This is a genomic window from Pararhodobacter sp. (genome assembly GCF_034676075.1).
In the GTDB taxonomy this organism is placed as follows: domain Bacteria; phylum Pseudomonadota; class Alphaproteobacteria; order Rhodobacterales; family Rhodobacteraceae; genus Pararhodobacter.
Map to the genome: position 1 here is coordinate 17,847 of NZ_JAUCCQ010000016.1, position 22,932 is coordinate 40,778.

At 69.0% G+C, this 22,932-nt stretch carries 28 protein-coding genes and 1 pseudogene; 21 read left to right on the forward strand and 8 right to left on the reverse strand.

Features of this window, described 5'->3' with window-relative positions; genetic code table 11:
- Window positions 1-39 precede the first annotated feature (39 nt).
- From VDQ18_RS07725 to VDQ18_RS07735, 3 genes are all read right to left on the reverse strand, one after another.
- Window positions 40-1,206: an ABC transporter substrate-binding protein gene (locus tag VDQ18_RS07725; protein ID WP_323020400.1), complete on the reverse strand. Its 1,167-nt coding sequence runs from the start codon at window positions 1,204-1,206 to the stop codon at window positions 40-42.
- A gap of 135 nt (window positions 1,207-1,341) precedes the next feature.
- On the reverse strand, window positions 1,342-1,728 hold the full coding sequence (locus tag VDQ18_RS07730; RefSeq protein ID WP_323020401.1) for a DUF302 domain-containing protein: 387 nt from the start codon (window positions 1,726-1,728) through the stop codon (window positions 1,342-1,344).
- A 161-nt stretch (window positions 1,729-1,889) separates the two neighbouring features.
- Window positions 1,890-2,213, reverse strand: coding sequence for a hypothetical protein (locus VDQ18_RS07735; protein ID WP_323020402.1), 324 nt, complete (start codon window positions 2,211-2,213; stop codon window positions 1,890-1,892).
- Window positions 2,214-2,536: 323 nt separating this feature from the next.
- Here VDQ18_RS07735 and VDQ18_RS07740 point away from each other — a divergent pair, with 323 nt between their 5' ends.
- The 3 genes from VDQ18_RS07740 (at window position 2,537) to VDQ18_RS07750 (ending at window position 3,392) form a co-directional block, all read left to right on the forward strand.
- Window positions 2,537-2,743, forward strand: coding sequence for a cold-shock protein (locus tag VDQ18_RS07740; protein WP_107749672.1), 207 nt, complete (start codon window positions 2,537-2,539; stop codon window positions 2,741-2,743).
- A gap of 260 nt (window positions 2,744-3,003) precedes the next feature.
- Window positions 3,004-3,180 (forward strand): hypothetical protein, encoded by a 177-nt coding sequence (locus VDQ18_RS07745; RefSeq protein WP_323020403.1) that lies wholly within the window; start codon window positions 3,004-3,006, stop codon window positions 3,178-3,180.
- A gap of 41 nt (window positions 3,181-3,221) precedes the next feature.
- Window positions 3,222-3,392, forward strand: coding sequence for a hypothetical protein (locus tag VDQ18_RS07750; RefSeq protein WP_323020404.1), 171 nt, complete (start codon window positions 3,222-3,224; stop codon window positions 3,390-3,392).
- 28 nt (window positions 3,393-3,420) lie between these two features.
- Here VDQ18_RS07750 and VDQ18_RS07755 read toward each other — a convergent pair whose 3' ends face one another.
- Complete coding sequence (locus VDQ18_RS07755) at window positions 3,421-4,641, reverse strand: cyclopropane-fatty-acyl-phospholipid synthase family protein (RefSeq protein WP_323020405.1); 1,221 nt, start codon at window positions 4,639-4,641, stop codon at window positions 3,421-3,423.
- 252 nt (window positions 4,642-4,893) lie between these two features.
- On the opposite strand from VDQ18_RS07755, the gene rpsF reads away from it, so the two are divergent.
- The 4 genes from rpsF (at window position 4,894) to VDQ18_RS07775 (ending at window position 6,685) form a co-directional block, all read left to right on the forward strand.
- Window positions 4,894-5,265: a 30S ribosomal protein S6 gene (gene rpsF, locus VDQ18_RS07760; protein WP_107749674.1), complete on the forward strand. Its 372-nt coding sequence runs from the start codon at window positions 4,894-4,896 to the stop codon at window positions 5,263-5,265.
- A gap of 24 nt (window positions 5,266-5,289) precedes the next feature.
- Window positions 5,290-5,517, forward strand: coding sequence for a 30S ribosomal protein S18 (rpsR, locus tag VDQ18_RS07765; protein ID WP_107749675.1), 228 nt, complete (start codon window positions 5,290-5,292; stop codon window positions 5,515-5,517).
- 10 nt (window positions 5,518-5,527) lie between these two features.
- Window positions 5,528-6,106 carry a 50S ribosomal protein L9 gene (rplI, locus tag VDQ18_RS07770; protein ID WP_323020406.1) on the forward strand — a complete coding sequence of 193 codons (579 nt, stop codon included), beginning with the start codon at window positions 5,528-5,530 and terminating at the stop codon, window positions 6,104-6,106.
- A 150-nt stretch (window positions 6,107-6,256) separates the two neighbouring features.
- Window positions 6,257-6,685 (forward strand): ArsR/SmtB family transcription factor, encoded by a 429-nt coding sequence (locus VDQ18_RS07775; RefSeq protein ID WP_416235092.1) that lies wholly within the window; start codon window positions 6,257-6,259, stop codon window positions 6,683-6,685.
- 6 nt (window positions 6,686-6,691) lie between these two features.
- Here the strand turns inward: VDQ18_RS07775 and VDQ18_RS07780 are convergent, their stop codons facing one another.
- Window positions 6,692-7,429, reverse strand: coding sequence for a hypothetical protein (locus VDQ18_RS07780; protein ID WP_323020407.1), 738 nt, complete (start codon window positions 7,427-7,429; stop codon window positions 6,692-6,694).
- A 162-nt stretch (window positions 7,430-7,591) separates the two neighbouring features.
- On the opposite strand from VDQ18_RS07780, the gene VDQ18_RS07785 reads away from it, so the two are divergent.
- From VDQ18_RS07785 to VDQ18_RS07815, 7 genes and pseudogenes are all read left to right on the forward strand, one after another.
- The gene (locus VDQ18_RS07785; RefSeq protein WP_323020408.1) at window positions 7,592-8,419 is read left to right on the forward strand and encodes an ABC transporter substrate-binding protein; all 828 of its coding nucleotides are present in this window, start codon (window positions 7,592-7,594) and stop codon (window positions 8,417-8,419) included.
- Complete coding sequence (locus VDQ18_RS07790; protein ID WP_323020409.1) at window positions 8,416-9,270, forward strand: amino acid ABC transporter permease; 855 nt, start codon at window positions 8,416-8,418, stop codon at window positions 9,268-9,270. The genes VDQ18_RS07785 and VDQ18_RS07790 overlap by 4 nt, the downstream gene beginning before the upstream one ends.
- A gap of 3 nt (window positions 9,271-9,273) precedes the next feature.
- A complete protein-coding gene (locus tag VDQ18_RS07795) occupies window positions 9,274-10,026 on the forward strand; it encodes an amino acid ABC transporter ATP-binding protein (RefSeq protein ID WP_323020410.1) in 753 nt (250 codons plus the stop codon).
- Between the two features lie 215 nt (window positions 10,027-10,241).
- Complete coding sequence (locus tag VDQ18_RS07800) at window positions 10,242-10,910, forward strand: hypothetical protein (protein ID WP_323020411.1); 669 nt, start codon at window positions 10,242-10,244, stop codon at window positions 10,908-10,910.
- 78 nt (window positions 10,911-10,988) lie between these two features.
- Window positions 10,989-11,534 carry a hypothetical protein gene (locus tag VDQ18_RS07805; RefSeq protein ID WP_323020412.1) on the forward strand — a complete coding sequence of 182 codons (546 nt, stop codon included), beginning with the start codon at window positions 10,989-10,991 and terminating at the stop codon, window positions 11,532-11,534.
- Window positions 11,531-11,832, forward strand: a pseudogene (locus VDQ18_RS07810) (HNH endonuclease). The gene VDQ18_RS07805 and the pseudogene VDQ18_RS07810 overlap by 4 nt, the downstream one beginning before the upstream one ends.
- 22 nt (window positions 11,833-11,854) lie before the next feature.
- Complete coding sequence (locus tag VDQ18_RS07815) at window positions 11,855-12,085, forward strand: sulfurtransferase TusA family protein (protein WP_323020413.1); 231 nt, start codon at window positions 11,855-11,857, stop codon at window positions 12,083-12,085.
- Here VDQ18_RS07815 and VDQ18_RS07820 read toward each other — a convergent pair.
- Both VDQ18_RS07820 and mobA read right to left on the reverse strand, forming a co-directional pair.
- Window positions 12,082-12,936, reverse strand: a complete 855-nt coding sequence (locus tag VDQ18_RS07820; RefSeq protein WP_323020414.1) for a molybdopterin guanine dinucleotide synthesis — start codon at window positions 12,934-12,936, stop codon at window positions 12,082-12,084. The two genes, VDQ18_RS07815 and VDQ18_RS07820, sit on opposite strands and share 4 nt — an antisense overlap.
- Entirely contained in the window at window positions 12,908-13,483 is a 576-nt protein-coding gene (mobA, locus tag VDQ18_RS07825; RefSeq protein WP_323020415.1) for a molybdenum cofactor guanylyltransferase MobA, read from the reverse strand. Before mobA ends, VDQ18_RS07820 begins: the two co-directional genes overlap by 29 nt.
- Window positions 13,484-13,523: 40 nt before the next feature.
- Here mobA and VDQ18_RS07830 point away from each other — a divergent pair, with 40 nt between their 5' ends.
- From VDQ18_RS07830 to VDQ18_RS07845, 4 genes are all read left to right on the forward strand, one after another.
- Window positions 13,524-14,072 carry a DUF2478 domain-containing protein gene (locus VDQ18_RS07830; protein WP_323020416.1) on the forward strand — a complete coding sequence of 183 codons (549 nt, stop codon included), beginning with the start codon at window positions 13,524-13,526 and terminating at the stop codon, window positions 14,070-14,072.
- 42 nt (window positions 14,073-14,114) lie between these two features.
- The gene (locus VDQ18_RS07835) at window positions 14,115-16,568 is read left to right on the forward strand and encodes a heavy metal translocating P-type ATPase (RefSeq protein ID WP_323020417.1); all 2,454 of its coding nucleotides are present in this window, start codon (window positions 14,115-14,117) and stop codon (window positions 16,566-16,568) included.
- Window positions 16,565-16,987, forward strand: a complete 423-nt coding sequence (locus VDQ18_RS07840) for a Cu(I)-responsive transcriptional regulator (protein ID WP_323020418.1) — start codon at window positions 16,565-16,567, stop codon at window positions 16,985-16,987. The genes VDQ18_RS07835 and VDQ18_RS07840 overlap by 4 nt, the downstream gene beginning before the upstream one ends.
- Before the next feature lie 153 nt (window positions 16,988-17,140).
- Entirely contained in the window at window positions 17,141-17,458 is a 318-nt protein-coding gene (locus tag VDQ18_RS07845; RefSeq protein ID WP_323020440.1) for an arsenate reductase family protein, read from the forward strand.
- Window positions 17,459-17,572: 114 nt separating this feature from the next.
- Here VDQ18_RS07845 and VDQ18_RS07850 read toward each other — a convergent pair whose 3' ends face one another.
- On the reverse strand, window positions 17,573-17,779 hold the full coding sequence (locus VDQ18_RS07850) for a cold-shock protein (RefSeq protein WP_323020419.1): 207 nt from the start codon (window positions 17,777-17,779) through the stop codon (window positions 17,573-17,575).
- A gap of 306 nt (window positions 17,780-18,085) precedes the next feature.
- On the opposite strand from VDQ18_RS07850, the gene VDQ18_RS07855 reads away from it, so the two are divergent.
- The 3 genes from VDQ18_RS07855 to VDQ18_RS07865 all read left to right on the forward strand — a co-directional run bounded on the left by VDQ18_RS07855 (window position 18,086) and on the right by VDQ18_RS07865 (window position 22,932).
- Window positions 18,086-19,522, forward strand: a complete 1,437-nt coding sequence (locus tag VDQ18_RS07855) for a DEAD/DEAH box helicase (RefSeq protein ID WP_323020420.1) — start codon at window positions 18,086-18,088, stop codon at window positions 19,520-19,522.
- A gap of 198 nt (window positions 19,523-19,720) precedes the next feature.
- Complete coding sequence (locus VDQ18_RS07860) at window positions 19,721-21,586, forward strand: sensor histidine kinase (RefSeq protein WP_323020421.1); 1,866 nt, start codon at window positions 19,721-19,723, stop codon at window positions 21,584-21,586.
- A complete protein-coding gene (locus tag VDQ18_RS07865; protein WP_323020422.1) occupies window positions 21,583-22,932 on the forward strand; it encodes a sigma-54 dependent transcriptional regulator in 1,350 nt (449 codons plus the stop codon). Before VDQ18_RS07860 ends, VDQ18_RS07865 begins: the two co-directional genes overlap by 4 nt.

The window sequence follows — 22,932 nt, forward strand, 5'->3', positions numbered from 1 at the left end:
GTCAGAGCGCGGGCCGCCCGGCGGGGGCGGCCCCTTGGCTTATTGCGAGAGGCCGAGGTCCGGCACCGCCTCGATCGTGTCGATCTCGCGGTTGATCAGGCGCCCTTCGGCGTCGCGGTCCACCACGCGGATGTAGACGTTCTGCGTGATATGCCTTGTGGCCGGGTCGATGGAGACCGGGCCGCGCGGGCTTTCCCAGGCATAGCCCATGGCCGCCTGCATCGCCGCCGGGCCGTCCGAGCCTGCGACCTCCACCATGTGATAGATCAGCGCCGCGCCGTCATAGGCCCCGACCGAGGCCAGGTTCGCCACGCTGCCCGGGAACATCTCGGCCAGGCGGGCGGTGAAGGCGTGGTTCATCTCCGACTCGTGGGCGGCGGAGTAATGATAGGCCGTGTGCAGGCCCATGGCGGGCTCGCCCAGCGCCTCCAGCGTTGTCTCGTCCGTCTCGCCGGTGCCGAGGAAGGTGATCCCGGCCTCGCGCAGGCCGTTCTCGTTATAGGCGCGGGTGAAGGCATAGGTGGGCGGACCCGCGGGCAGGAAGCCGAAGACCGCGGCCGGCGCCTGATCGCGCACGCGCTGCATGAAGGGGGCGAAATCGGTGGTCTGGATCGGCATGCGGATCGCGTCCAGCACCGTGCCGCCGCCCGCCTCGAAGGCCGAGCGGAAGGCGTTCTCGGCGTCGATGCCGGGGCCGTAGTCGGTGACGGCGGTGACCGCCGTGGTGATCCCCTGCGCCAGCGCCCAATCGGCCATCGGCACCGTCACCTGCCACAGCGTGAAGCCGGTGCGCAGGAAGTAGTCGGATTGCGTGGTGATCATCGACGTCGCGGCGTTCATGATCACGGTCGGGGTTTCCGACTGCGTGGCCAGTTCGGCGACGGCCAGCGCATTGGGCGTGAAGACCAGCCCGCTCAGGTAATCGACGCCTTCGCGGATCAGCAATTCCTGCGCCAGTGCCCGGGTCTGGTCAGGGTTCACCCCGCCGGTGTCGCGGTAGAGGAATTCGATGGTGTGGCCGGCGATCTCGGTCCCGTGCTCGGTCTGATAGACCTCGATGGCCTGCTGGAATTGCTGGCCCCAGATGGCGAAGGGGCCCGAGAAGGGCGCGATCACGCCCACGCGGATGGTATCAGCCTGCGCCGCGCCTGCCAGAAGGCAAGCCGCTACCGTCACGGCAAGCTGCCGTTTCGTGATGAATGTCATGATGTCCTCCCAGGTGGCGGGACGGGCCCGCACCCGGGAAGCATGACCGATTGTGTTGTTTTGTCAACTCGTGAATCGCCTGCCTCTGTTGACTTTGCAACGCAGGAGGCGGGCCGGATCGCTCAGCCCGGGCGCTCAGATCGCCGCGACGACACCCGCCAGCATGGTGCGGACCTGCGCCGCGACGCCGGGCAGCGCCGGGTTGTCGATGGCCTGCATCGAGGCGACCGGGTCGATGGCGGAAACCTCGACCCCATCCGCGACCTCCCGCAGGATGACGTTGCAGGGCAGCATGGCGCCGACCTTGGGCTCCATGCCGATGGCCTCCCAGGCCATGCCGGGATTGCAGGCGCCGAGGATGCGGTAGGCGGGCATGTCGCGGTCGAGTTTCTTCTTCATCGTCGCCTGCACGTCGATCTCGGTCAGCACGCCGAAACCGCCAGCTTGCAGCGCGGCGCGGGTGCGGGTGTCGATCTCGGCAAAGCTGGCGCCGGGGAAATGGCGGTCGATTGTATAGGGCATGGCGGCCTCCGTTCCTGCCCCGTCACGCGGGGTCTCTTCCAAGATGGGGACGGGGGCAGGGGCCTTGCAAGAGGATGAATTCAGTTTTTGAAATATGAAGGCCGCCGCATGAGGTCCATGCGGCGGCCGGATACGTCAGGCGACGCGCGAGCGTCCGGGGATCACTCTTCGTGGATCGAGTAATCGGTCGCCGTGCAGGCGTTGATCGAATCCTCGAATTCTTCTTCGTCGTCGAACACAGCCTTGATGTCCCAGTCGCATTCGTCGCCGGTCAGGGTGACGGTGCCGGTCTCGCCGGCCTCGACCACGGCGTCGCCGAGGATGTCGTCACCCCATTCGTCCGAGGACGAGGGCGAGACGTAGAGATACATGATGGTCCGCTCGGTCGCGTTGGTGAACGAGAAGCTGATATCCGCGGCAGCGGGCAGCGCGACGAGCACCGTGGCCGCAGCCAGGGCGAGCGAACGCAGGGCGTTCAGGGTCATGATTAACCTGTTGGAAAAGGGTTGAAAGTGGCGCCATCATACGGAGCCCGCAGAGACCCGAGAAGGGGGAATCGTGTGGCCCGCGCAAGAAACCCGCGCTTCGGTGCCGGGCCTCTTCGCAGCTTTCTTCCGTGCATTAACAAGGCCTAACGCGGCGGGGGCGGGAAATCGGCAAGTCTTCCCTCGCAATCCGGCCGCGCGAGGGTCATATTGGAAGGGCATTCGTCTATTTTCGGACCTGTTCCTTCCGGCTCAGCCTTCGATCTGCAGCTTTGCCGGGCTACCGCGCTGTGCGGGTGGCATATGACAGAAGGAATATCACGATGGCCAAGGGCACCGTGAAATGGTTCAACAGCAGCAAGGGTTTCGGTTTCATCGCCCCCGAGGGCGGCTCGCAGGATGTCTTCGTGCACGCCTCGGCGCTTGAACGGGCGGGGATCCATCGCCTTGACGACGGCCAGGCCGTGACGTTCGAGCTGGAAACCGACCGCAACGGTCGTTCGTCGGCGACGAGCCTCGCGCTCGTCTGAGGTCGACGCGATCTGATGACGGGAAGCGTTCGGTCCCTCGACGGCCGCTTCTCTGCCGATCGTCCGTTCCGCGCCAATAGCGGACTGGACGATCGGTAATTTCTTGCTGGACCTGCCGATCGCTGCCCGTTCCGGGTCGGTCGGCACGTTTTCAGCCCCTGCGGCGAGCCGGGCCTGGCTTTGGGCCGATGTGGTTCCGTCCTGACGTGGTTCCGCCCTGTCGGGCGGACCCCAGAAGCGACCGGAGACAAGGAGTCCCCATGACCGACAAGCACCGCCGCACGACCTCTGCCCCCGCGATGACCGCCCCCGCGATCCCGGCCACCGGGCTCTCCTGGCGCGATTTCTTCGTGCGCCTGGGCGAGGGCAGCCTGCCGAGCGCCGCCAACGCTTCGGTGACCCGGGGCGCGGCTGCGCCCGAACCCGCAGACAGCTGATCTGCTGCCGACCAACCGTCACCGCCATTGGGAGCGCCCGCGTGGGATATTCGACGCCGAAGAAGCAACTCGACCTGAAAGAATTCCTCAGCCATCCGGGGAAGAAGAACACCCGCCAGCCGTTCAACTTCCGGTCGGCGCAAAGCACCAAGGCCGAGGAGGCCGACGAAACCACCCCCGCCGAGGCCGAGGCCCCCGCGAAGGGCGACTGACCCCGGCCCGAGGGGACGGCTTGCCCTCTCAGGCCACCGGCCCGCCGGGTTCATAGAGGTAATCGCGCGTCAGCGGCACCGCCTGCTGGTCGCGCGCCAGCTGTAGCTGGAACACGCATTGGCCGGCGAAGCGGAAGGTCTGCTCCGACGCCACCAGATAGAATTTCCACATCCGCACGAAGCGCTCGTCATAAAGCGCCGCCGCCTCGTCCTGCCGGGCCATGAACCGGTCGTACCAATGGCGCAGCGTATAGGCGTAATGCAGGCGCCAGACCTCGACATCGGTCGAGACGAGGCCGGTCTTCTCGACCGCGGCCATCGTCTCGGACAGCGCCGGGATATAGCCGCCGGGAAAGATGTAGCGGGTGATCCAGGGATTGGTCGATCCCGGCGGGGTGAAGCGGCCGATGGTATGGATCAGCGCCACGCCCTCGGGTTTCAGAAGCTCCTCCACCTTGGTGAAATAGGTGCCGAAATTCGGCGCGCCGACATGTTCGAACATGCCGACCGATACGATGCGGTCGAATTGCCCCGCGACCGCCCGGTAATCCATCAGTTCGAACCGGACCCGGTCCGCCAGCCCGGCAGCCTCGGCCCTTGCCCGGGCGACCTTCAGCTGTTCCTCGGACAGCGTGACGCCCAGGACCTCGGCGCCGTAGTCGCGCGCCAGCGTCAGCCCCATGCCGCCCCAGCCGCAGCCGATGTCCAGCACCTTCATCCCGGGTTCGAGCCGGAGCTTGCCGGCGATATGCGCCTTCTTCTGGCGCTGGGCCTGATCCAGGCTGTCCCCGGGCGACTTGAAATAGGCGCAGGAATACTGCCGGTCCTCATCGAGGAACAGGTCGTAAAGCGCCCCCGACAGATCGTAGTGATGCGCCACATTGGCCTTCGAACGCGCCGCCGGATTGCGCTGGGCGATACCCCGCGTCAGGTCGCGCAGCGCCGCCTGCAGTTTGGCCAGACCGCGCTCATGACCATGCGCCAGATTGCGCAGCACCAGTTCCAGCAGCCCGTGCAGGTCGTCGCCTGCGATGGTCAGGCGCTGGTCCATATAGGCCTCGCCCAGCGCCAGCTGCGGGTTGGTGGCAAGCGCCTTGAGCGTCGCCTCGTCGGTGATGGTGACCGCCACATCCGGGGCGTCAGGCCCGCCCGGGCCGAAGCGGCGCGTGGTGCCGTCCGGCAGGGTCAGGGTCAAAGCGCCGGTTCGGATCAGCGACTTGAGATAGGCATCGAGCAATTTTTGCCACATGGCGGACCCCCACAATCCGATGCACGTTGCAAGGAGAGAAGATTAATACGTTAAGTAGACGGGTCAAGCCGGGTCGTTGCAGAATGCGACGGGCCGCGGCGTCGGCCGGTTCCCCTTGCGTGGCGCGGCAATCCGGCTATAAGGCCCCATCCTGCCGCATCCCACGATTCCGGCGCAGATTCTCGTGGGCGGGCCGTGGCAGGGTTTCGTAGCCCGCCTTATGAAATGCGCCCTGATAGAAATGGAGCACGCATGTCTCTCTACGAGCATGTCATGATCGCGCGTCAGGACCTGTCCAACGCGCAGGCGGAAGGGCTGATCGAGCACTTCTCGACCGTGATTTCCGACAATGGCGGCAACGTCGTCGGCACCGAATACTGGGGTGTCAAGACGATGGCCTACAAGATCAACAAGAACCGCAAGGGCCACTACATGTTCCTGCGCACCGACGCCCCGTCGGCCGCGATCCAGGAAATGGAGCGTCTGGCCCGTCTGCACGACGACGTCATGCGCGTCCTCTCGATCAAGGTCGAGAAGCACGAAGACGGTCCCTCGGTGCAGATGCAAAAGCGGGACGAGCGTAGCGAGCGGGGCGACCGTCCCGAACGCGGCCCGCGTCGCTGATCGGTCTTGAAGGAGTAAACCACCATGGCCACCAAACCGTTTTTCCGCCGCCGCAAGGTTTGCCCGTTCTCGGGCGACAACGCACCCGCCATCGACTACAAGGACGTGCGTCTGCTGCAGCGTTACATCTCCGAGCGCGGCAAGATCGTGCCCGCCCGTATCACCGCCGTCTCGGCGAAGAAGCAGCGCGAACTGGCCCGGGCCATCAAGCGCGCCCGCTTCCTCGCCCTGCTGCCCTACGCCGTGAAGTGAGGACCCCGCCATGCAAGTGATTCTGCTGGAACGTGTGGCCAAGCTGGGCCAGATGGGCGACGTGGTGAAGGTGCGCGACGGCTTCGCCCGCAACTTCCTGCTGCCGCAAGGCAAGGCGCTGCGCGCGACCGATGCCAACAAGGCCGCCTTCGAGGACCAGAAAGCGCAGCTCGAAGCGCGCAACCTGGAAACCAAGAAAGAGGCCGCGGCCCTGGCCGAGAAGCTGGACGGCGCGGTCTATGTCGTGATCCGCTCGGCTTCGGACAGCGGCGCACTCTATGGTTCGGTCACCCCGCGTGACGTCGCCGAAGCCGCCGAAGCCGAGGGCTTCACCATCGACCGTCGCCAGATCGTGCTGAACGCGCCGATCAAGAACCTGGGCCTGCACGGCATGACCGTCGTGCTGCACCCGGAAGTCACGGCGAAGATCTCGGTCAACGTCGCCCGTTCGATCGAGGAAGCCGAGCTGCAAGCCTCGGGCAAGTCGATCCAGGAACTGGCGGCTGAAGCCGAAGCCGCGGCCGAGTTCGAGATTGCCGAACTCTTCGACGATATCGGCGGCGCTGCCGGCGAAGACGACGAAGCCTGATCGACCGCTTTGCGGTGAGATGGCGGGCGCACAGTCGCAAGACTGTGCGCCCGTTTGCCATTCTGGGCTCTTGCCCGGCGGGGGCGCTTCGCCTATTTATGGAAAGACAGATTGCGATCCTTGCATCCATAAACCACCGGAGTGGCGCGAATGGCCCCGAATCCGACGGCCCAGACCCCTGAAGACGCGATGTTCGACCCGGCTTTCGACGGGCTCGCGGGCGGTGGGGAATGCGCGTCGCGGCCGGTCGACGACATGGTCGAGCAGGCGCAGGCGGCAGCGGCCTTCCTCAAGGCGCTGGCCCATGAGGGGCGGCTGCTGATCCTGTGCTACCTGTCGTCGGGCGAGAAATCGGTGACCGAGCTGGAGCAGCTTCTGGGCTCGCGGCAGGCGGCGGTCAGCCAGCAATTGGCGCGGCTGCGGCTTGAGGGGCTGGTGACCTGCCGGCGCGAGGGCAAGACGATCTATTACTCGCTGGGCGATCCCCGCGCGGCGCGGACCATCGGCCTCATGTACGAGATGTTCTGCGGCCAGCCGGTCGAGGCCCTTCAGCCCGACGCGTTCCGCGCCAGCGCCTGACCCGCTTCACTCCCTGAGCGCCTTGGGCAATTGCAGCGCGGCGCGCACTTCATGCGCCTTGGGCTGCAGCCAGAGCACGAGCCGCGCCAGCGGCGCGATCCAGCGCACGCGATCGACGCGGCGCTGCATCTTCTCCCAGATCCCTTCGGGCGCCTCGGCCCGGTAGGCCTGCGCGGCGGTGTCGAAAAAGGCGTCGCGGTCGCGTTGCTGCTGCAGGATCGAATGCAGGAACAGCACCGCATCGCGCACCAGCGCCGCCCGGTCGGCCGCCGGGTTGAAGAGTTCAAAGTCAATCAGCGTCGCGCCCCGGTCCCGCTGCCAGCAGATGTCGCGGATCTTGGGGCGGCCATGGGCGATGCCCTGGTGGTGCAGCCGCGCCAGCGCCCGCGCCGCATCGCCCAGCGCCGCGTGGCGTTCGGCATCCGTGGTGCCGGGGTCGCGCAGAAGCGTGGCGACCGGCGGTCCGACATCCTCGGTCAGCACGAAATCCGGCCCCTCGGCCAGCACCCGCGGCGCGGGCAGGCCCAGCTTTGTCATGCGTTTCAGCCCGGCGCGGTCGGCCGCCAGCGCCCGGGCCGGATCGCCCTTCTGCAGGCGGCGGATCAGGGTGCGGTGAACCTCGGGGCGCTTGAGCCAGTAATGCCGACCCTCGACCGACAGCGGCAGGATCCGCGACGGGGTCGAGGCCAGCGCTGCGGCGAGCGCCTGGGCGAGGGCGGGGGAGAGGGATGAGTCGTCGGTCATATTGGCGCCGGACTATGCCCAAGCGCCCGCCGAAAGCCCAGAGCGCTGTCACAGACCCGTCATCGTCACGGCCCCCCTTGCCAGAACCGGCCCGGAACGCAAAGCTGCGCTATCGCTCACGTCCCCCGGGCGACCCGGGACCAACAGAGAGGCCGCGCCACCATGTCCGACCGTTTTCTCACCCCGTTCCTGGCGCTGGCCGCCGCGCTGACGCTGGCCACCGCCGCCCCCGCGCAGGAGACCGGCACGCCCGACGATGCCCGCCTGATCCATCCCGGCATGCTGACCGTCGGCACCTCTGACCCGGTCTATCCGCCCTGGATGATGAACGATTCGCCCGAAAGCGGCGAAGGCTTCGAGAATGCGCTGGTCTATGCGCTGGCCGAGGACATGGGATTCGCGCGTGATCAGGTGCAATGGGTGCGGCTCACGTTCGAGCAGATCATCGCCCCGGGCGACAAGCCCTTCGATTTCGCCATCAACCAGGTCTCGGTCACGCCCGCCCGGGCCGAGGTGGTCGGTTTCTCCCAAGTCTATTACCAATCGGACAAGGCGGTGATCGCGCTGCCCGGCTCGCCGGTCGAGGGCGCCACCTCCTTCGCCGATCTGCGCAGCGCCCGCTGGGGCGCGGCCATCGGCACCACCGATCTGGCCTATCTGGAGACTGTCGTGGGGGCCACCGATGTGGCGGTCTATGACGATCAGGTCGGCGTCTTCCAGGCGATGCAGGCGGGCCAGATCGACGCCACCGTCGCCGCCGTGCCGACAGCGCTGTTCGCCACCGCGGTGCAGATCCCCGAGGCGGCGATCGTCGCCATCCTGCCGCCCGACGCGCATGACGAAGGCCATGGCCTGCTGTTCGAGCAGGGCAATGCGCTGATCCCCTGGGTCGATGCCTCGCTCACCCGCCTGATCGAGGCCGGGACGGTGCAGGAGCTGGTCAACACCTGGCTGGTGGCCGATCCCTCGCTGCCGATCATCACCGAATGATCCCCGACCAACCGACGACGCCCCCGCCGCCCCCCCGGCGGCGGGGGTTCGACTGGCGCCGCGCGCTGGCGCCGGGGCTGATCAGCTCGCTGTCGATTCTGGTGGTGTTCGGCGGCCTCGCCTGGCTGATCGCCGGGAACGAGAACTGGCCGCGCATCCAGCGGCAGTTCTTCAGCCTCGACCATATGCTGGCCGCGCTGCCCCGTGTTGCCTGGGGCTTCCTGACCAACATGAAGGTCTGGCTGATCGCCATGGCCTGTATCGGCGTCTGGGCGCTGCTGCTGGCGGTGATCCGTTCGCTCAGGGGGCCGTGGTTCGCGCCCTTCCGGCTGATGGTCGTGCTCTATATCGACCTCTTCCGGGGCCTGCCCGCGCTGCTGCTGGTCATCCTCTTCGGTTTCGGCATCCCGGCGCTCCGGATCCCGGGCCTGCCCAGTTCCGGCCTCTTCTGGGGCGGCTTCGCCATGGTGCTCAGCTATTCCGCTTATGTGTGCGAGATCTACCGCGCCGGCATCGACGCCGTGCACGAGGGCCAGCGCGCCGCCGCCAAGGCGCTGGGGCTGAACGAGGGGCAGATCATGCTCTACGCGATCCTGCCGCAGGCCCTGCGCAACGCGGTGCCGTCCCTGATGAACATCGTCGTGGCGCTGCAAAAGGACGTGGCGCTCTTGTCCGTCATCGGCGTGCGCGACGCGGTGCGCGAGGCGCAGATCTATACTTCCAGCACCTTCAACTATTCCTCGATGGTGGTGGCGGCGCTCTTGTTCCTGCTGGCGACGATCCCGATGGCCCGGCTGGCCGATTGGGTCACCCACCGCGACCGGACCCGACGCTTGCAGCTGGCGGGTTGAAGCATGAGCGACACGCCCATGATCGCGATCCGCGGCCTGACCAAGTATTTCGGCGAGCATCTGGTGCTGGACCGGGTGAACCTCGATGTCGCGCGGCACGAGGTCGTTTGCCTGATCGGTGCCTCGGGCTCGGGAAAATCCACGCTGCTGCGCTGCATCAACCGGCTGATCGAGCCCGATTGGGGCAGTATCCGGCTGGACGGCCTGCCGGTCGAGGATCCCGCCTGGGGCAAGACCGGCTTGCAGCGGAGGGTGGGGATCGTCTTTCAATCCTACAACCTGTTTCCGCATATGCGGGTCATCGACAACATCATGCTGGCGCCCCGCAAGGTCCGCGGCCTGTCGCGGGTCGAGGCCTATGACAAGGCCATGGCGGTGCTGGCGCTCTTCGGGATGGAGCGGTTCGCGCGGTCGTATCCCGAGCAGCTGTCGGGCGGCCAGCAACAGCGGGTGGCGCTGGCCCGGGCGCTGGCCGGTGAGCCCGAGGTGCTGCTTCTGGACGAGGTGACAGCGGCGCTGGACCCGGAACTGGTGGGCGAGGTGATGGCGGCGATCCGGGGGCTGAAGGCGCAGGGCCTGACCATGGTCATCGTCACCCATGAGATGGGCTTTGCCCGGGATCTGGCGGATCGGGTCTGCTTCCTCGACGGCGGCCGGATCGTCGAGGAGGCGCCGCCCGGCGCCCTCTTCAACGCGCCCGAACACCCCCGGACCCGGCAGTTCCTGGAACGGCTGCTGGAGGGTGGGCGGCTCTGAGGCCTGCGGGGGGAGGCGACCTCCCGCCCGCCCACCCCGGTCGCCTCCCCCCGCAGGCCATCGCGGCGATGGGGCGGGGTGGTGATACCCCGGCCGCGCCACGGGCGCGTGCGCGAGGCGTTCACCTGAAGTGGATATTTTCAGAACAAAGATGTGAGGGGCGACGGAACCGCGAATCGCTTGACGGGCAAGGGGTTGCGGCGTCGGATGGCGGGATGCGCCTGGCCCTCGTCCTTCTGCTGCTGCTGGCTGCCTGCGGGCGTCCGCTGACGGTCCATGAGACCGATCTGGCCACGCGCCTGTTCGGCCCGGGCCTCGATACCACGCAGGTGCGCTTCTATCGCAACGGCTTTGTCGGCATGCGCAGCCATCTCTATCCGGCGCGGCCCCGCACCACCTGCCGCGAGCGCATCCTGCCGCCCCCGGATCAGCCCTATGAACGGGGCCGCGCGGCGGGGATCGTGTTGTTCAACACCGTGAACGTCCGCCCCGACGTGCTGCGCCCCGATTTCGCCCGGCACCGCGAGGGGCTGATGTCGCTGGGCGCGGCGATGTATCTGGTGCACGAGCTGACCCATGTCTGGCAATGGCAGAACCGGGCGCTGACCGGCTATTCGCCGCTGCGGGTCGGGCGCGAACACGCCGCCTCGGACGATCCCTATCTCTTTGATACCGAGGCGAATGCGCGGTTCCTCGACTACGGTTACGAACAACAGGCCAGCCTGGTGGAGGAATACCTCTGCTGTCAGGTCCTCGACCCCGAGGGCGCCCGAACCGCCCGGCTGCAGGGGCTGATCTCGCAGGTGATGGAGCCGGGCGAACTGCCCGATGTCCGGGTGATTCTGCCCTGGGGCGGGGTCGAACGGGCGGGGATCTGCGGTTGACGCCGGTTTGAGTGCCGGTGAGCGCGGCCCGTGATAAGGTGCCGCCAAACGCCTCTCACAGGCAGATTGGAGTACCCCATGCACAGGCGCCATTTCCTGACGTCGCTGGCCCTGACCTTTCCGGCCCTTTCCGCCACCGCTGCGCTGGGCGATGGCCCCGACGGGATCCAGCCCGGCGCCTATTACCCGGTTCGGGTGCTGGGGGCGGGCCAGTCCACGCGGATCGACCATGTCATCGTCACCGACGGGCGGCAGGCGCTGTCGATCAACTGGCGCTCGGGCGCGGCGCTTTACGATGAGGACCGGATCGACCTGTCGGGCGTGGGCGGCGGCATCGGCGCGCTGTTCCGCACGCCGTTCCGCACCCGCTGGCGGCAGGCTCTGCCCCTCGGCACGGTCGAGATCGACCGCGGCCGCAACACGCTGATCGCCCGGGTCGAGGATGCGGCCCCGCTGCTGGGCGCCGCGGCGACGGTGGCGGCGGGACACTTCAGCTGGGACCTGCCGGGGCGTCTGGCACCGGGCGGCGCACCGGCAGCGGGGGGCGAGCCCGCGGGCGCGCTCAGGATCGAAGAGGACGGGCGGCTGCTGGTCAGCCTGCCGCAGATGGTGGCGCAGGTCTGAGCGGCGACCCCCTCTGTCCCCTGTGTCTCAGGCCGATCCCGCCCGGCGTGCCGCAGTCGCTGCACCATCTGGTGCCGAAGCTGAAGGGCGGCAAGGGCGGGCCGACCGTCCTGCTGCACGCCATCTGCCACAAGGAAATCCACGCCGGCTGACCGAAGCGGAACTGGCCCGCGACTATGCCACGATCGAGGCGCTGCGCGCCCATCCGCGCCTCGCGCGGTTCATCGCCTGGGTGGCAAGGCGCCCGCCCGGGTTCCTGTCGCGGGTTCCCGGCGGGCGGCGGGCTCGACAGCGCTGAGGGGCTGGGATAGGCGGAAGGCATGGATTGGGATGACGAGATCGACGCACGGGGCCTGCTGTGCCCGCTGCCGGTGCTGAAGGCGCGCAAGCGCCTGATGGCCATGGCGCCGGGGCAGGTGCTGCGGGTCCGCGCGACGGACAAGGCCTCGATCATCGACATGCCGCATTTCTGCACGCAGGCGGGGCACGAGTATCTGGGCTGCGACGAGGTCGAGGGCGCGTTGGCGCATCGGCTGCGCCGGGGCGGCTAAAGCCCCGCTCGCAGGCTGTCCTCGTGCCCGAGGCCGAGGATCCAGCCTTCGTCGGCGATGCGGGGATCGTCCGGGGTTTCCAGCAGCGGCGCCAGCGAGGGCAGGGCGTGCAGCGCCCGCGCCAGCAGCGTGACCTGCACCTGATCCTTGATCACCCCCGGCCCGAGCCGCGCGTTGACCTCGGGCGCGAGGATCGAGGGGAAGACTTCGGCCAGAATCACCGGCGCGGTCTGCGGCTCGAAGGGCCAGACGGCGATGCGGCCGGGGAAGGCCTGCCGCAGCCGTTCCAGCATCGCGATCCCGGTCAGCGCCTGCGAGCCGACCGCCCCGGCGCCGCCGAGTTTCCAGGGCGATTGCGCGCCCTTGGCGGTGGCATCGGCCAGCCGGTGCTCGGGGAAGCCATGGCCGTCGCGCAGGCTGCCCTTGTGGGGCAGGGCGGCGAAGCCCTGCCGCGTCGGGTTGAACCAGAAGGGGCCGAGACCCGGCAGCATCGCGTTGATCCGCGCCGCCAGTTCGATCCGGTTCGAGCGATTGTCCGCCCCGTCCGTCAGCTGCGCCGCCAGCCAGCCCCAGACCGCCAGCGCCCCGTCCCGCCCGGTCAGGGCGCTGGCGAAACCCGCCGGATAGCCGAAGGGGAAATCGGCGCCGATCAGCAGCGCCTCGCCCCGGGTCAGCGTGTCCTCGATCAGCGCCGCCAGCGCCTCGAAGGCCAGCGCCCGGGTGCGCGGATTGCTGGCCGTGCCATCCGAAAGGCCCAGCCAGATCGAATCCTTGCCCTGCCGCGGCCGGTTGGCGGCCGACCAGTCGAGGATGGCCAGGCGCTCAGGTCGCAAGGCGGTTCTGTGCCTCATCCAGATCCTCGGGCGTGTTGACGTTGAAGAACGGGTCTTCGGGACCGTCGAACCTCACCGACCTTGCGCCAAATTCCGCGGCGACCCGGCCGACCCGCCGCTCACCCCCGGCCAGCGCCTTGCGGATCGCCTCGCGCAGCATCACCGGCCAGAGGGCAACGACCGGATGCTTGCGCCCCCGGCTCTCGGCCATCGCGAACGGGTGCCGCGCCAGCCGCACCACCAGATCCTCGGGCAGGAACGGCGTGTCGCCCGGCGCGCTGAGGATATGCGAGAAACCCTTGGCCGCAGCCCAGTCCATCCCCGCCACGATCCCGGCCAGAGGCCCCGGGAAATCGGGCGTCGCATCGGGCAGGACCGGCAGGTCATAGGCCGCGAACCGGGCGGGATCGCCATTGGCGCTGATCGCCATCGCCTCGACCTGCGGTTCCAGCCGGTCGATGACATGCGCCAGCAAGGGCCGGTCGCGCAGGGTCAGCAGCGGCTTGTCGCCACCCCCCATCCGCGTTGCCCGCCCGCCTGCCAGGATCACCGCTGCGACCATCATCCACCTTTCCCCCTGTCTGTGGACAGGCTATCAGGGTGCCATGATACCGCAAGAGCAAGCCCTTTTCCCCCTGGCCACCGTCACCGGCACCGAGCGCGGCCAGACCGACCGCCTGCTGGCCGAGGTGGCGCGGGTGCTGAGTGCCGAAGGCTGGGCGCTGGCCGGTGTCGTGCAGGTGAACAGCGGCCGCCCGGGCCGGGCGCATTGCGACATGGACCTGCAGGTGCTGGGCCGGGCCGAGGTGATCCGCATCAGCCAGAACCTGGGCGAGGAATCGCGCGGCTGCCGCCTGGACCCCGAAGGGCTGGAAACCGCCGTGGCGCTGGTCGAGGGCACGCTGGCCGACCGTCCTCGCCTGCTGATCCTCAACAAATTCGGCAAGGCCGAGATCGAGGGCCGTGGTTTCCGCCCGCTGATCGCTGCGGCGCTCGAACAGGGCGTGCCGGTGCTGATGGGGCTCAAGCCCCTGAACCGCCCGGGTTTCGAGGATTTCGCCGAGGGGCTGGGGCAGGGCCTGCCCGCCGACCTCGACCAGATTCTCGACTGGTGCCGAAAAACGGCGGCTATCGAGCCCTTGACCTTCCAGTAACTGGAGGCATCATATCGGTCAGGACCACCCATGGAGGGTCCGATGACCGATATTCCGACTACCCAGACCCTGCGCATTGACGGCATGACCTGCGCTTCCTGCACCGCCCGCGTCGAGCGGATGCTGGGCAAGGAAGAGGGCGTGACCGGCGTGCGCGCCAATTTCGTGACCGGCACCGTCGCCATCGACGGCGCCGCCGAACCCTCGCGCCTGGCCGAGAAACTCGCAAGCGCGGGCTTCACCGCGGCCGAGGATGTGACGCGCCTGTCCATTGGCGGCATGACCTGCGCCTCCTGCGTCTCGCGCGTCGAGCGGGTGTTGCAGAAGGTGCCGGGCGTGACCGCGGCCAGCGTCAATCTGGCCGACGAATCCGCCACCGTGCGCCACCTCGCCCTCACTGGCATTCCCGAAAAGCTGGCCGAGGCGGTGCGCTCGGCGGGCTACGAGGCCCGCGTTGCCACTGAAACCTCGCGCGAGGATCTGGCCCGCCACAAGGGCGAGGAACAGGCGAAGCTCGCCCGCGCCGTGCTGATCGCCGCCGCGCTCACCCTGCCGGTCTTCGTGCTGGAGATGGGCGGCCACATGGTCCCCGCCTTCCACCACTGGCTGCACGGGATCTTCGGGCAATTTCCCCTCTGGGTCGCGCAATTCCTGCTGACCTCGGCCGTCCTTTTCGGCCCCGGCCTGCGGTTCTACCGCGCCGGGGTGCCCGCGCTCCTGCACGGCACGCCCGACATGAACTCGCTCGTCGTGCTGGGGGCGACCGCCGCCTGGGGCTATTCGACGCTGGCCACCTTCGCCCCGGGCCTGCTGCCCGAAGCCTCGCGCGTGGTCTATTTCGAGGCCGCGGCGGTGATCGTCACGCTGATCCTGCTGGGCCGCTGGCTGGAGGCCCGCGCCAAGGGCCGCACGGGCGCGGCCATCGAGAAACTGGTCGGCCTGCAGCCGAAAACCGCCCGTCTGGACCGCGCGGGCCTGATCCAGGAAGTGCCGATCGACGAGATTCGCCCCGGCGACCTGCTGCACCTGCGCCCCGGCGAACGGGTGGCGGTCGATGGCGTGGTCGAGACCGGGCATTCCTGGCTCGATGAAAGCATGATCACCGGCGAGCCGGTCCCGGTCGAGAAGGAGCCGGGCGCGCCCCTCACCGCGGGCACCGTCAACGGCAGCGCCGCGATGACCTACCGGGCCGAACGGGTCGGCGCCGACACGATGCTCGCCCGCATCATCCGCATGGTCGAGGAGGCCCAGGGCGCCAAGCTGCCGATCCAGGCGGCGGTCGACCGGGTGACCCGGGTCTTCGTGCCGGTGGTCATGGGGATCGCCGCGCTGACCTTCGTGATCTGGCTGAGCTGGGGCCCGGGGCTGGCGCAGGCCATGGTCGCGGGCGTCGCGGTGCTGATCATCGCCTGCCCCTGCGCCATGGGGCTGGCCACGCCCACCTCGATCATGGTCGGCACCGGGCGGGGGGCCGAGATGGGCGTGCTGTTCCGCCGGGGCGATGCCTTGCAAGCCTTGCAAGGGGTGCAGGTCGTGGCCTTCGACAAGACCGGCACGCTGACCGAGGGCAGGCCTGCGCTGGTTGCAATCCACCCGGCGCCCGGCACGGCCGAAGATGCGGCGCTGGCGCTGGCGGCAGCGGCCGAATCGGGCTCGGAACATCCGATCGCCGGGGCCATCCTGCGCGCGGCGGCCGAACGGGAGCTGACGCTGGCCCCGGCCGAGGGCGCCACCGCCATCGCGGGCTTCGGCCTGTCGGCCCGGGTTGGCGGCCAGTCGCTGCTTTTGGGCGCCAAACGGCTGATGGACCGCGAGGGGATCGCGCTGGGCGATCTGCCCGCCCTTGCGGATCGGGCGGCGGCCGAAGGGGGCACGCCCCTCTATCTGGCGGCGGATGGCACGGTGCTGGCGCTCTTCATCGTCGCCGACCGCATCAAGCCGACCACCAAACCGGCCATCGACGCGCTGCATGCGCTGGGCCTCCGGACCGCCATGGTGACCGGCGACGCGGCGCCCACGGCGCGGGCCATCGCCGCAAGGCTCGGCATTGACCATGTCGAGGCCGAGGTCCTGCCCGAGGGCAAGGTCGCCGCCATCCAGGCCCTGCGCCGGGACGGCGCCACGGTGGCCTTCGTCGGCGACGGCATCAACGACGCCCCGGCGCTGGCGGCGGCGGATGTCGGCCTCGCCATTGGCACCGGCACCGATGTGGCTGTCGAGGCCGCCGAGGTGGTGCTGATGTCGGGCGACCTGTCGGCGGTGGTCAACGCCATCCACCTCTCGCGCCGGGTGCTGCGCAACATCCGTCAGAACCTGTTCTGGGCCTTCGCCTATAACGCGGCGCTGATTCCGGTGGCGGCGGGGGTGCTCTATCCCGCCTTCGGGATCCAGTTCTCGCCCATCCTCGGCGCCGCTGCCATGGCGCTCAGCTCGATCTTCGTTCTCACCAACGCGCTCCGGCTCAAGGCCCTGCGCCCGGTACTGGAGGCCGCATGAACATCGGCGAAGCGGCGGCGGCCTCGGGCCTGCCCGCCAAGACCATCCGCTATTACGAGGAGATCGGCCTCATCCGTCCGAAACGCGACGGCAACGGCTACCGCGCCTTCGGCGCCGATGAGGTCCATCGCCTGGCCTTCCTCAACCGCGCCCGGGGGCTGGGCTTCTCCATCGAGGATTGCCGCGCCCTTCTGGGGCTCTATGACGACGCCAGCCGGGCCAGCGAGGATGTCAAACGCCTCGCCGCCGACCACCTCGCCCGGATCGACACCCGCATCGCCGAATTGCAGGCCATGCGGGCGACGATGGCGGGGCTGGTCTCGGCCTGCGCCGGCGACGGGCGCCCGGATTGCCCGATCCTCGAGGACCTCGCCACCGGCCCCCTCTGCGCCCATCGCAGCCCGCCCCGGCGGGAGTGACGTTCGCAGTGACTTCCCCTCGCCGTCCCGATCCTGCATCTTTGCGCGGCAAATATCCCGGGGGTCCGGGGGCAGGGCCCCCGACGGGGCGCGAGGGGCCCCCCCCCCCCCCCCCCCCCCGCCCCCTTTGACCGGAAGGAACCCGCCATGACCCTGCAGCTCTGGGGCCTGAAGACCTGCGACACCTGCCGCAAGGCCCTGAAATCCCTGCCCGCGGCCGAGTTCCGCGACATCCGCGCCACGCCGCTGACCGATGCCGAGATCGCCGTTCTGCTCAATGAATTCGGGGAGGCGCTGGTCAACCGGGCCTCGACCACCTGGCGCGGCCTGTCCGAGGAGGAGCGCGCACAACCCCCGGCGCAGCTTCTCGCGCAGCATCCGGCGCTGATGAAACGGCCGGTGATCCGGGCGGGGGGCGTCTGGTATCTGGGCTGGACCCCGGCTGCGCGCGCCGCGCTTGGCGTGGCCTGAGGCGGTTCCTTCAGGCGGGGGCTCGCCCGCCCGCGTCGTCTCGTATCGACGCCAGGGACAAAGCCCGCCGGTAAGCCCGGCGGGCTTCGAGAAGCGGCCGGGTCGGGCGAAGGCTCAGAGCAGCTTGAGGTCCGAAGCCGAGGACCGGCCATCGCGGCCCGATTGCAGCTCGAAGCTGATCTTCTGGTTATCCTGCAGACCTTTCAGCCCGGCGCGTTCCACCGCCGAGATGTGGACGAAAACGTCCTTGCCGCCACCATCGGGGGCGATGAAGCCATACCCTTTGGTCGCGTTGAACCATTTTACGGTGCCAGTGGCCATGTCCGTACCCATTCCTCTCATGTTTCCCGCGACGTCATTGTCGGCGGGCCGTGCAGCCAGGCCTTCGGGTCGTGCGGGCTGCCTGGGAGAGGCGCGGGCGCAGGAAGTCTGTTGTCACCCGCAAAAGGATGCCATGAATCCCCAACAAATCAAGGGTGCTGTTGTGACGCCACGCCCGTTTGCCGCTGCCCTGCTTGACTTCCGGGCAGGGCTGCCCCATCTGGCAGGCTTGCCCGCCCGGTGCCCTGCGCCGCGCGGCGGGCGCTGCATGCGCCGCTTGCATGGCTGGCGCCCGAAAGGAACGACATGACCGAATTCTCGATGCTGGGGCTCGCGCCTGCTCTCTTGGCGGCGCTTGAGCGGACCGGCAAGGATCAGCCCACCCCCATCCAGGCCCGGGCCATCCCGGCGCTGATGGAAGGGCGCGACCTGATGGGGCTGGCCCAGACCGGCACCGGCAAGACGCTGGCCTTCGGCCTGCCGATCCTGCACCGGCTGCAAGGGCAGGGCAAGCCCGGGCCGAAGAGCGCCCGCGCCCTGATCCTGGCCCCGACCCGCGAGCTGGTGCAACAGATCGCCGAGGCGCTGGCGCAGCTGGCGCAGGGCCTGCCCACCTCGATCGTCACCGTGGTCGGCGGCGCCTCGATCAACCGGCAGATGGACCGGCTGGTGCGCGGCTGCGACGTGCTGGTGGCGACGCCGGGGCGGCTGATCGACCTGCTGGAGCGCTCGGCCGTGTCGCTGGCCAAGGTGCAGATGCTGGTCCTGGACGAGGCCGACCAGATGCTCGACCTCGGCTTCATCCACGCCCTGCGCAAGATCGCCCGCCACCTGCCCAAGGAACGGCAGACGATGCTGTTCAGCGCGACCATGCCCAAGGACATGTCCGAGATCGCCGAGACCTATCTCGACCGGCCGGTCCGGGTGCAGGTCTCGCCGCCCGGCAAGGCTGCCGACAAGATCGAACAGGCCGTGCATTTCGTGGCCCAGGGCGACAAGGCGAAACTGCTGGAGGAATACCTCCGCAAGCATCCCGACGAGCTGGCGCTGGTCTTCGGTCGCACCAAGCACGGGTCCGAGAAGCTGTCGAAGCTGCTGGCGTCCTGGGGCTTCTCGGTGGGCTCGATCCACGGCAACAAGAGCCAGGGTCAGCGCGAGCGCACGCTGGCCTCGTTCCGCGCCGGCGAGACCAAGGTGCTGGTGGCGACCGATGTTGCGGCGCGGGGGCTCGACATCCCGCTGGTCGCGCATGTCTACAATTTCGACCTGCCGAACGTGCCCGAGAACTACGTCCACCGCATCGGCCGCACCGCGCGGGCCGGGCGTGATGGGCGGGCGGTGGCGCTTTGCGCCCCGGCCGAAATGGCCGACCTGCGCGCCATCGAGGCGCTGACCAAGCAGAAGATCGAGGTGATCGGCGGCGAACCCTGGCCCGAGGCGCTGGCCGAGGCCGCGCGCACCAAGGCGCGGGCGGCGACCAATCAAGGCCGGGGCGGCGGGCGTCCGCAGGGCGGCAAGCCCGGTGGCGCCAAGACGGGGGCGAAGCCCGGAGCCAAATCCGGCGGCAAGCCCGGCGCGCCGAAGACCGGCGGTCAGGGGCCGAAGACCGGCGAGGCCGCGGCCAAACCCGCCAAGCCGCGCAAGCCCCGGGTCCATCCGGCGCTGGCCGAGGCTTTCGCCGAAGAGCGCGGCCAGAAGCCCCGCCGCTTCCGCAACAAGCCGGCCCGCCGCTCGGAGAGCTGAGACTTTTCTGCGCTTTTTGGGGCGCAGAGCGGGCTTCCTTGGCCATATCTGCGACAAATCAAACATTTCGGCCCGCCGCGCAGGCCCGTTCCGTCCTCTGACGGGACGTGGCGGCGCGGCGGTCTACGCGAATGTCTGACATGAATCCGCGCCACTGCCGGGCTTTGGCGTGGCCCGGTCCCATGCTAAGAAACCAGCATGAGTGACACGCCCGGTCAGATCGCGGACCTGCCGCCCGTTGCCCCCGCGGTCGAACCGACGGGGCGGGCCTTCTGGGTGGTGCTGGCGACGCTGACGCTGCTGGTGGCGGTCGGGCTGGGGAGCCTCGCCTATCACCGTCTGCACCGCGCGGCGCTGGCCGATCTGACCCGACAGGGCGAAAGCACGCTCGGTCTGGCCATCGCCGCACTCGACGGGCAGCTGCGGCGCTTCGACCGGCTGCCGGGCCTGCTGGCCCAGCAGGAGGTGGTGCACGAGCTGCTCTACCGCCCCCGCGATCCCGAGCGTGTCGAGGCCGCGAACCTCTACCTCAGGGCCACGGCGCAGCTGCTGCAGGCCTCGGACATCTATGTGATGAACCTGCAGGGGCTGACGCTCGCCGCCTCGAATTTCGACCAGCCGCTCAGCTTCGTCGGCGGCAATTTCGTCTTCCGCCCCTATTTCACCGAAGCCCTGTCACAGGGGCAGGGACGGTTCTACGCGCTGGGCACCACCTCGCGGGTCCGGGGCTATTACTTCGGCGCGCCGGTGCTGATCGACGATGCGCCCGCGGGCGTCATGGTGATCAAGATCGACCTCGACGCCATCGAGGACGGCTGGCGCGGATCGGGGACCGAGGTTCTGGTGACCGACCCCGAGGATATCGTCTTCATGTCCACCAACCCCGCCTGGACCTTCGGCGCGACCCGGCCGCTGACGCCGGAACGGCTGGAGCGCACCCGCTCGACCCGCCGCTACGCCGACCGGCAGCTGACCGAATTGCCGCTGGTCCGGGCGACGGGGCCGGATGGCGGGCCGCTCTGGCGGCTGCAGGGGGCCGAATACCGGGTGATGTCCTCGGCCATGGCCGGGGCGGACTGGACCGTGCAGGTTCTGGTCGATACCGCGCCCGCCCGCCAGCAGGCTCTGACCCGGCTGGCCCTGGGGGCGTTGGCGGTGGTGCTGGCGGTGCTGGCGCTGGTCATCGTCGCCCAGCGGCGGGCGGCGTTGCGCGAGCGTCTGGCGCTGCAGGCCGAGGCGCAGGCGCAGCTGGAACGCCGGGTGGACGAACGCACCGCCGAACTCGCCGCGGTCAACACCCGGCTGGAGGGCGAGGTCGCCGAGCGTCGGGCCACTGAAGAGCGGCTCAGAGCCACGCAGGCCGATCTGGTGCAGGCCGGCAAGCTGGCGGCGCTGGGGCAGATGTCGGCCGCGCTGAGCCACGAATTCAACCAGCCGCTGGGCGCCGCCCGCAACTATGCCGAGAACGCGCAACTGCTGATCGAGCGCGGGCGGATCGAGGATGCCAAGGGCAATATCGACCGCATCCTCGGCCTGATCGGCCGCATGGGCGACCTGTCCAAGCATCTGCGCAATTTTGCCCGCAAACCGAACAGCCAGCTCTCCGACGTTGCACTGACCGAGGCCGTCGCCTCGGCGCTGGAGCTGCTGGGCTGGCGGCTCAGGGCGCAGTCTATCGCCCTGACGGTCGAGGTCCCGCCGCTTGCGGTCCGCGCCGGGCCGGTGCGGCTGCAGCAGGTGCTGGTCAACATCCTGTCGAACGCCATCGACGCGCTGGAAGACGCCGACGCCCGCAGCATCGCCGTCAGCGCCCGGCAGCAGGCCGGCACGGCGGTGCTGACCATCGCCGACAGCGGACCGGGCGTCGCGCCGCAGCTGGTCGAGCGGATTTTCGATCCGTTCTTCTCGACCAAGGGGGTGGGCAAGGGGCTGGGGCTGGGCCTGTCGATCAGCTACAACATCGTCCATGATTTCGGCGGTACGCTGGCCGTGGCCAACCGGCCCGAGGGCGGCGCCGTCTTCACCCTTGTGCTGCCGCTCGCCCAAGGCGAAAAAGCGGCATGACCCGGGGCCGTATCCTGCTGGTGGACGACGATGCCGACCTGCGCCAATCGACGGCGCAGGCGCTGGATCTGGCCGGGTTCGAGGTTCTGGACACCGACCAGCCCGAGGATGTGCCGGCGCTGATCTCCTTCGGTTTCAACGGCATCGTCGTCACCGACATCCGCATGCCGCGGCTCGACGGGATCAGCCTGATGAACCAGATCCACGGCATCGACCGCGAGGTGCCGGTAATCCTGATCACCGGCCATTCCGACGTGCAGCTGGCCGTCCGGGCGATGCGCGAGGGTGCGCATGATTTCATCGAGAAGCCGTTTTCCGCCGCGCAGCTGGCCGAAACCTGCGCCCGGGCCATGGATTACCGGCGGCTGGTGCTGGAGAACCGGGTGCTCAGGGCCTCGGCCGGGCAGGCGGACGATCTGGAACAGCGGCTGGTGGGGCGGTCCAATGTGATGATCGACCTGCGGCGACGGGTCCGCACCATCGGCCCGGCCGAGACCGACGTGCTGATCACCGGCGATACCGGCACCGGCAAGGAGGTGGTGGCACGGGCGCTGCACGACCTTTCGGCCCGCGCCGCGAAGCCCTTCATCGCCATCGATTGCGCGGCCCTGCCCGAGGCGCAGATCGAGAGCGAGCTTTTCGGCCATGAGCCGGGCGCCTTCCCGGGCGCCATGCGGGCGCGTTATGGCCGGTTCGAACATGCGCGGGGGGGGACGGTGCTGCTCGATGACATCGGGTCGATGCCGATGGGCCTGCAGGGGAAGCTCTTGCGGGTCATTCAGGAGCGGACCATCCAGCCCTTGGGGTCGAACGAGGCGCGGCCGGTGGATATCCGCTTCATCGCCACCTCGCGCATGCCGCTGGAGCATGAGGTGACCGAGGGGCGGTTCCGTGCCGACCTCTTCTATCGGCTGGCCGTGGTCAGCCTGAATGTGCCGCCGCTGACCGCCCGGCGCGAGGATATCCCGCTGCTCTTCGCCCGGCTTCTGGCCGAGGCCGCGGGCCGCAACCGGGTGGAGCCGGTGACGCCGCCGCCCTCGCTGGTTGAGGCGATCATGGCCCGTGACTGGCCCGGCAATGTGCGCGAATTGCGCAACGCCGCCGAACGCTGCGCGCTGGGACTGGGCCTGCAGGGGCCGGTCGAGCCCGCGGGCGAGACCTGGGGCGAGGGCGGGCGCCTGTCCGACCGCGTCGCGGCCTTCGAGAAGGCCGAGATCGTGCGGGCGCTGATGGCCTCGGGCGGGGCACTGAAGCCGGTGTACGAGGCGCTGGGCCTGTCGCGGAAGACGCTGTACGAGAAGATGCAGAAGCTCGGCATCGACAAGTCGCAATATTCGGACGGCTAG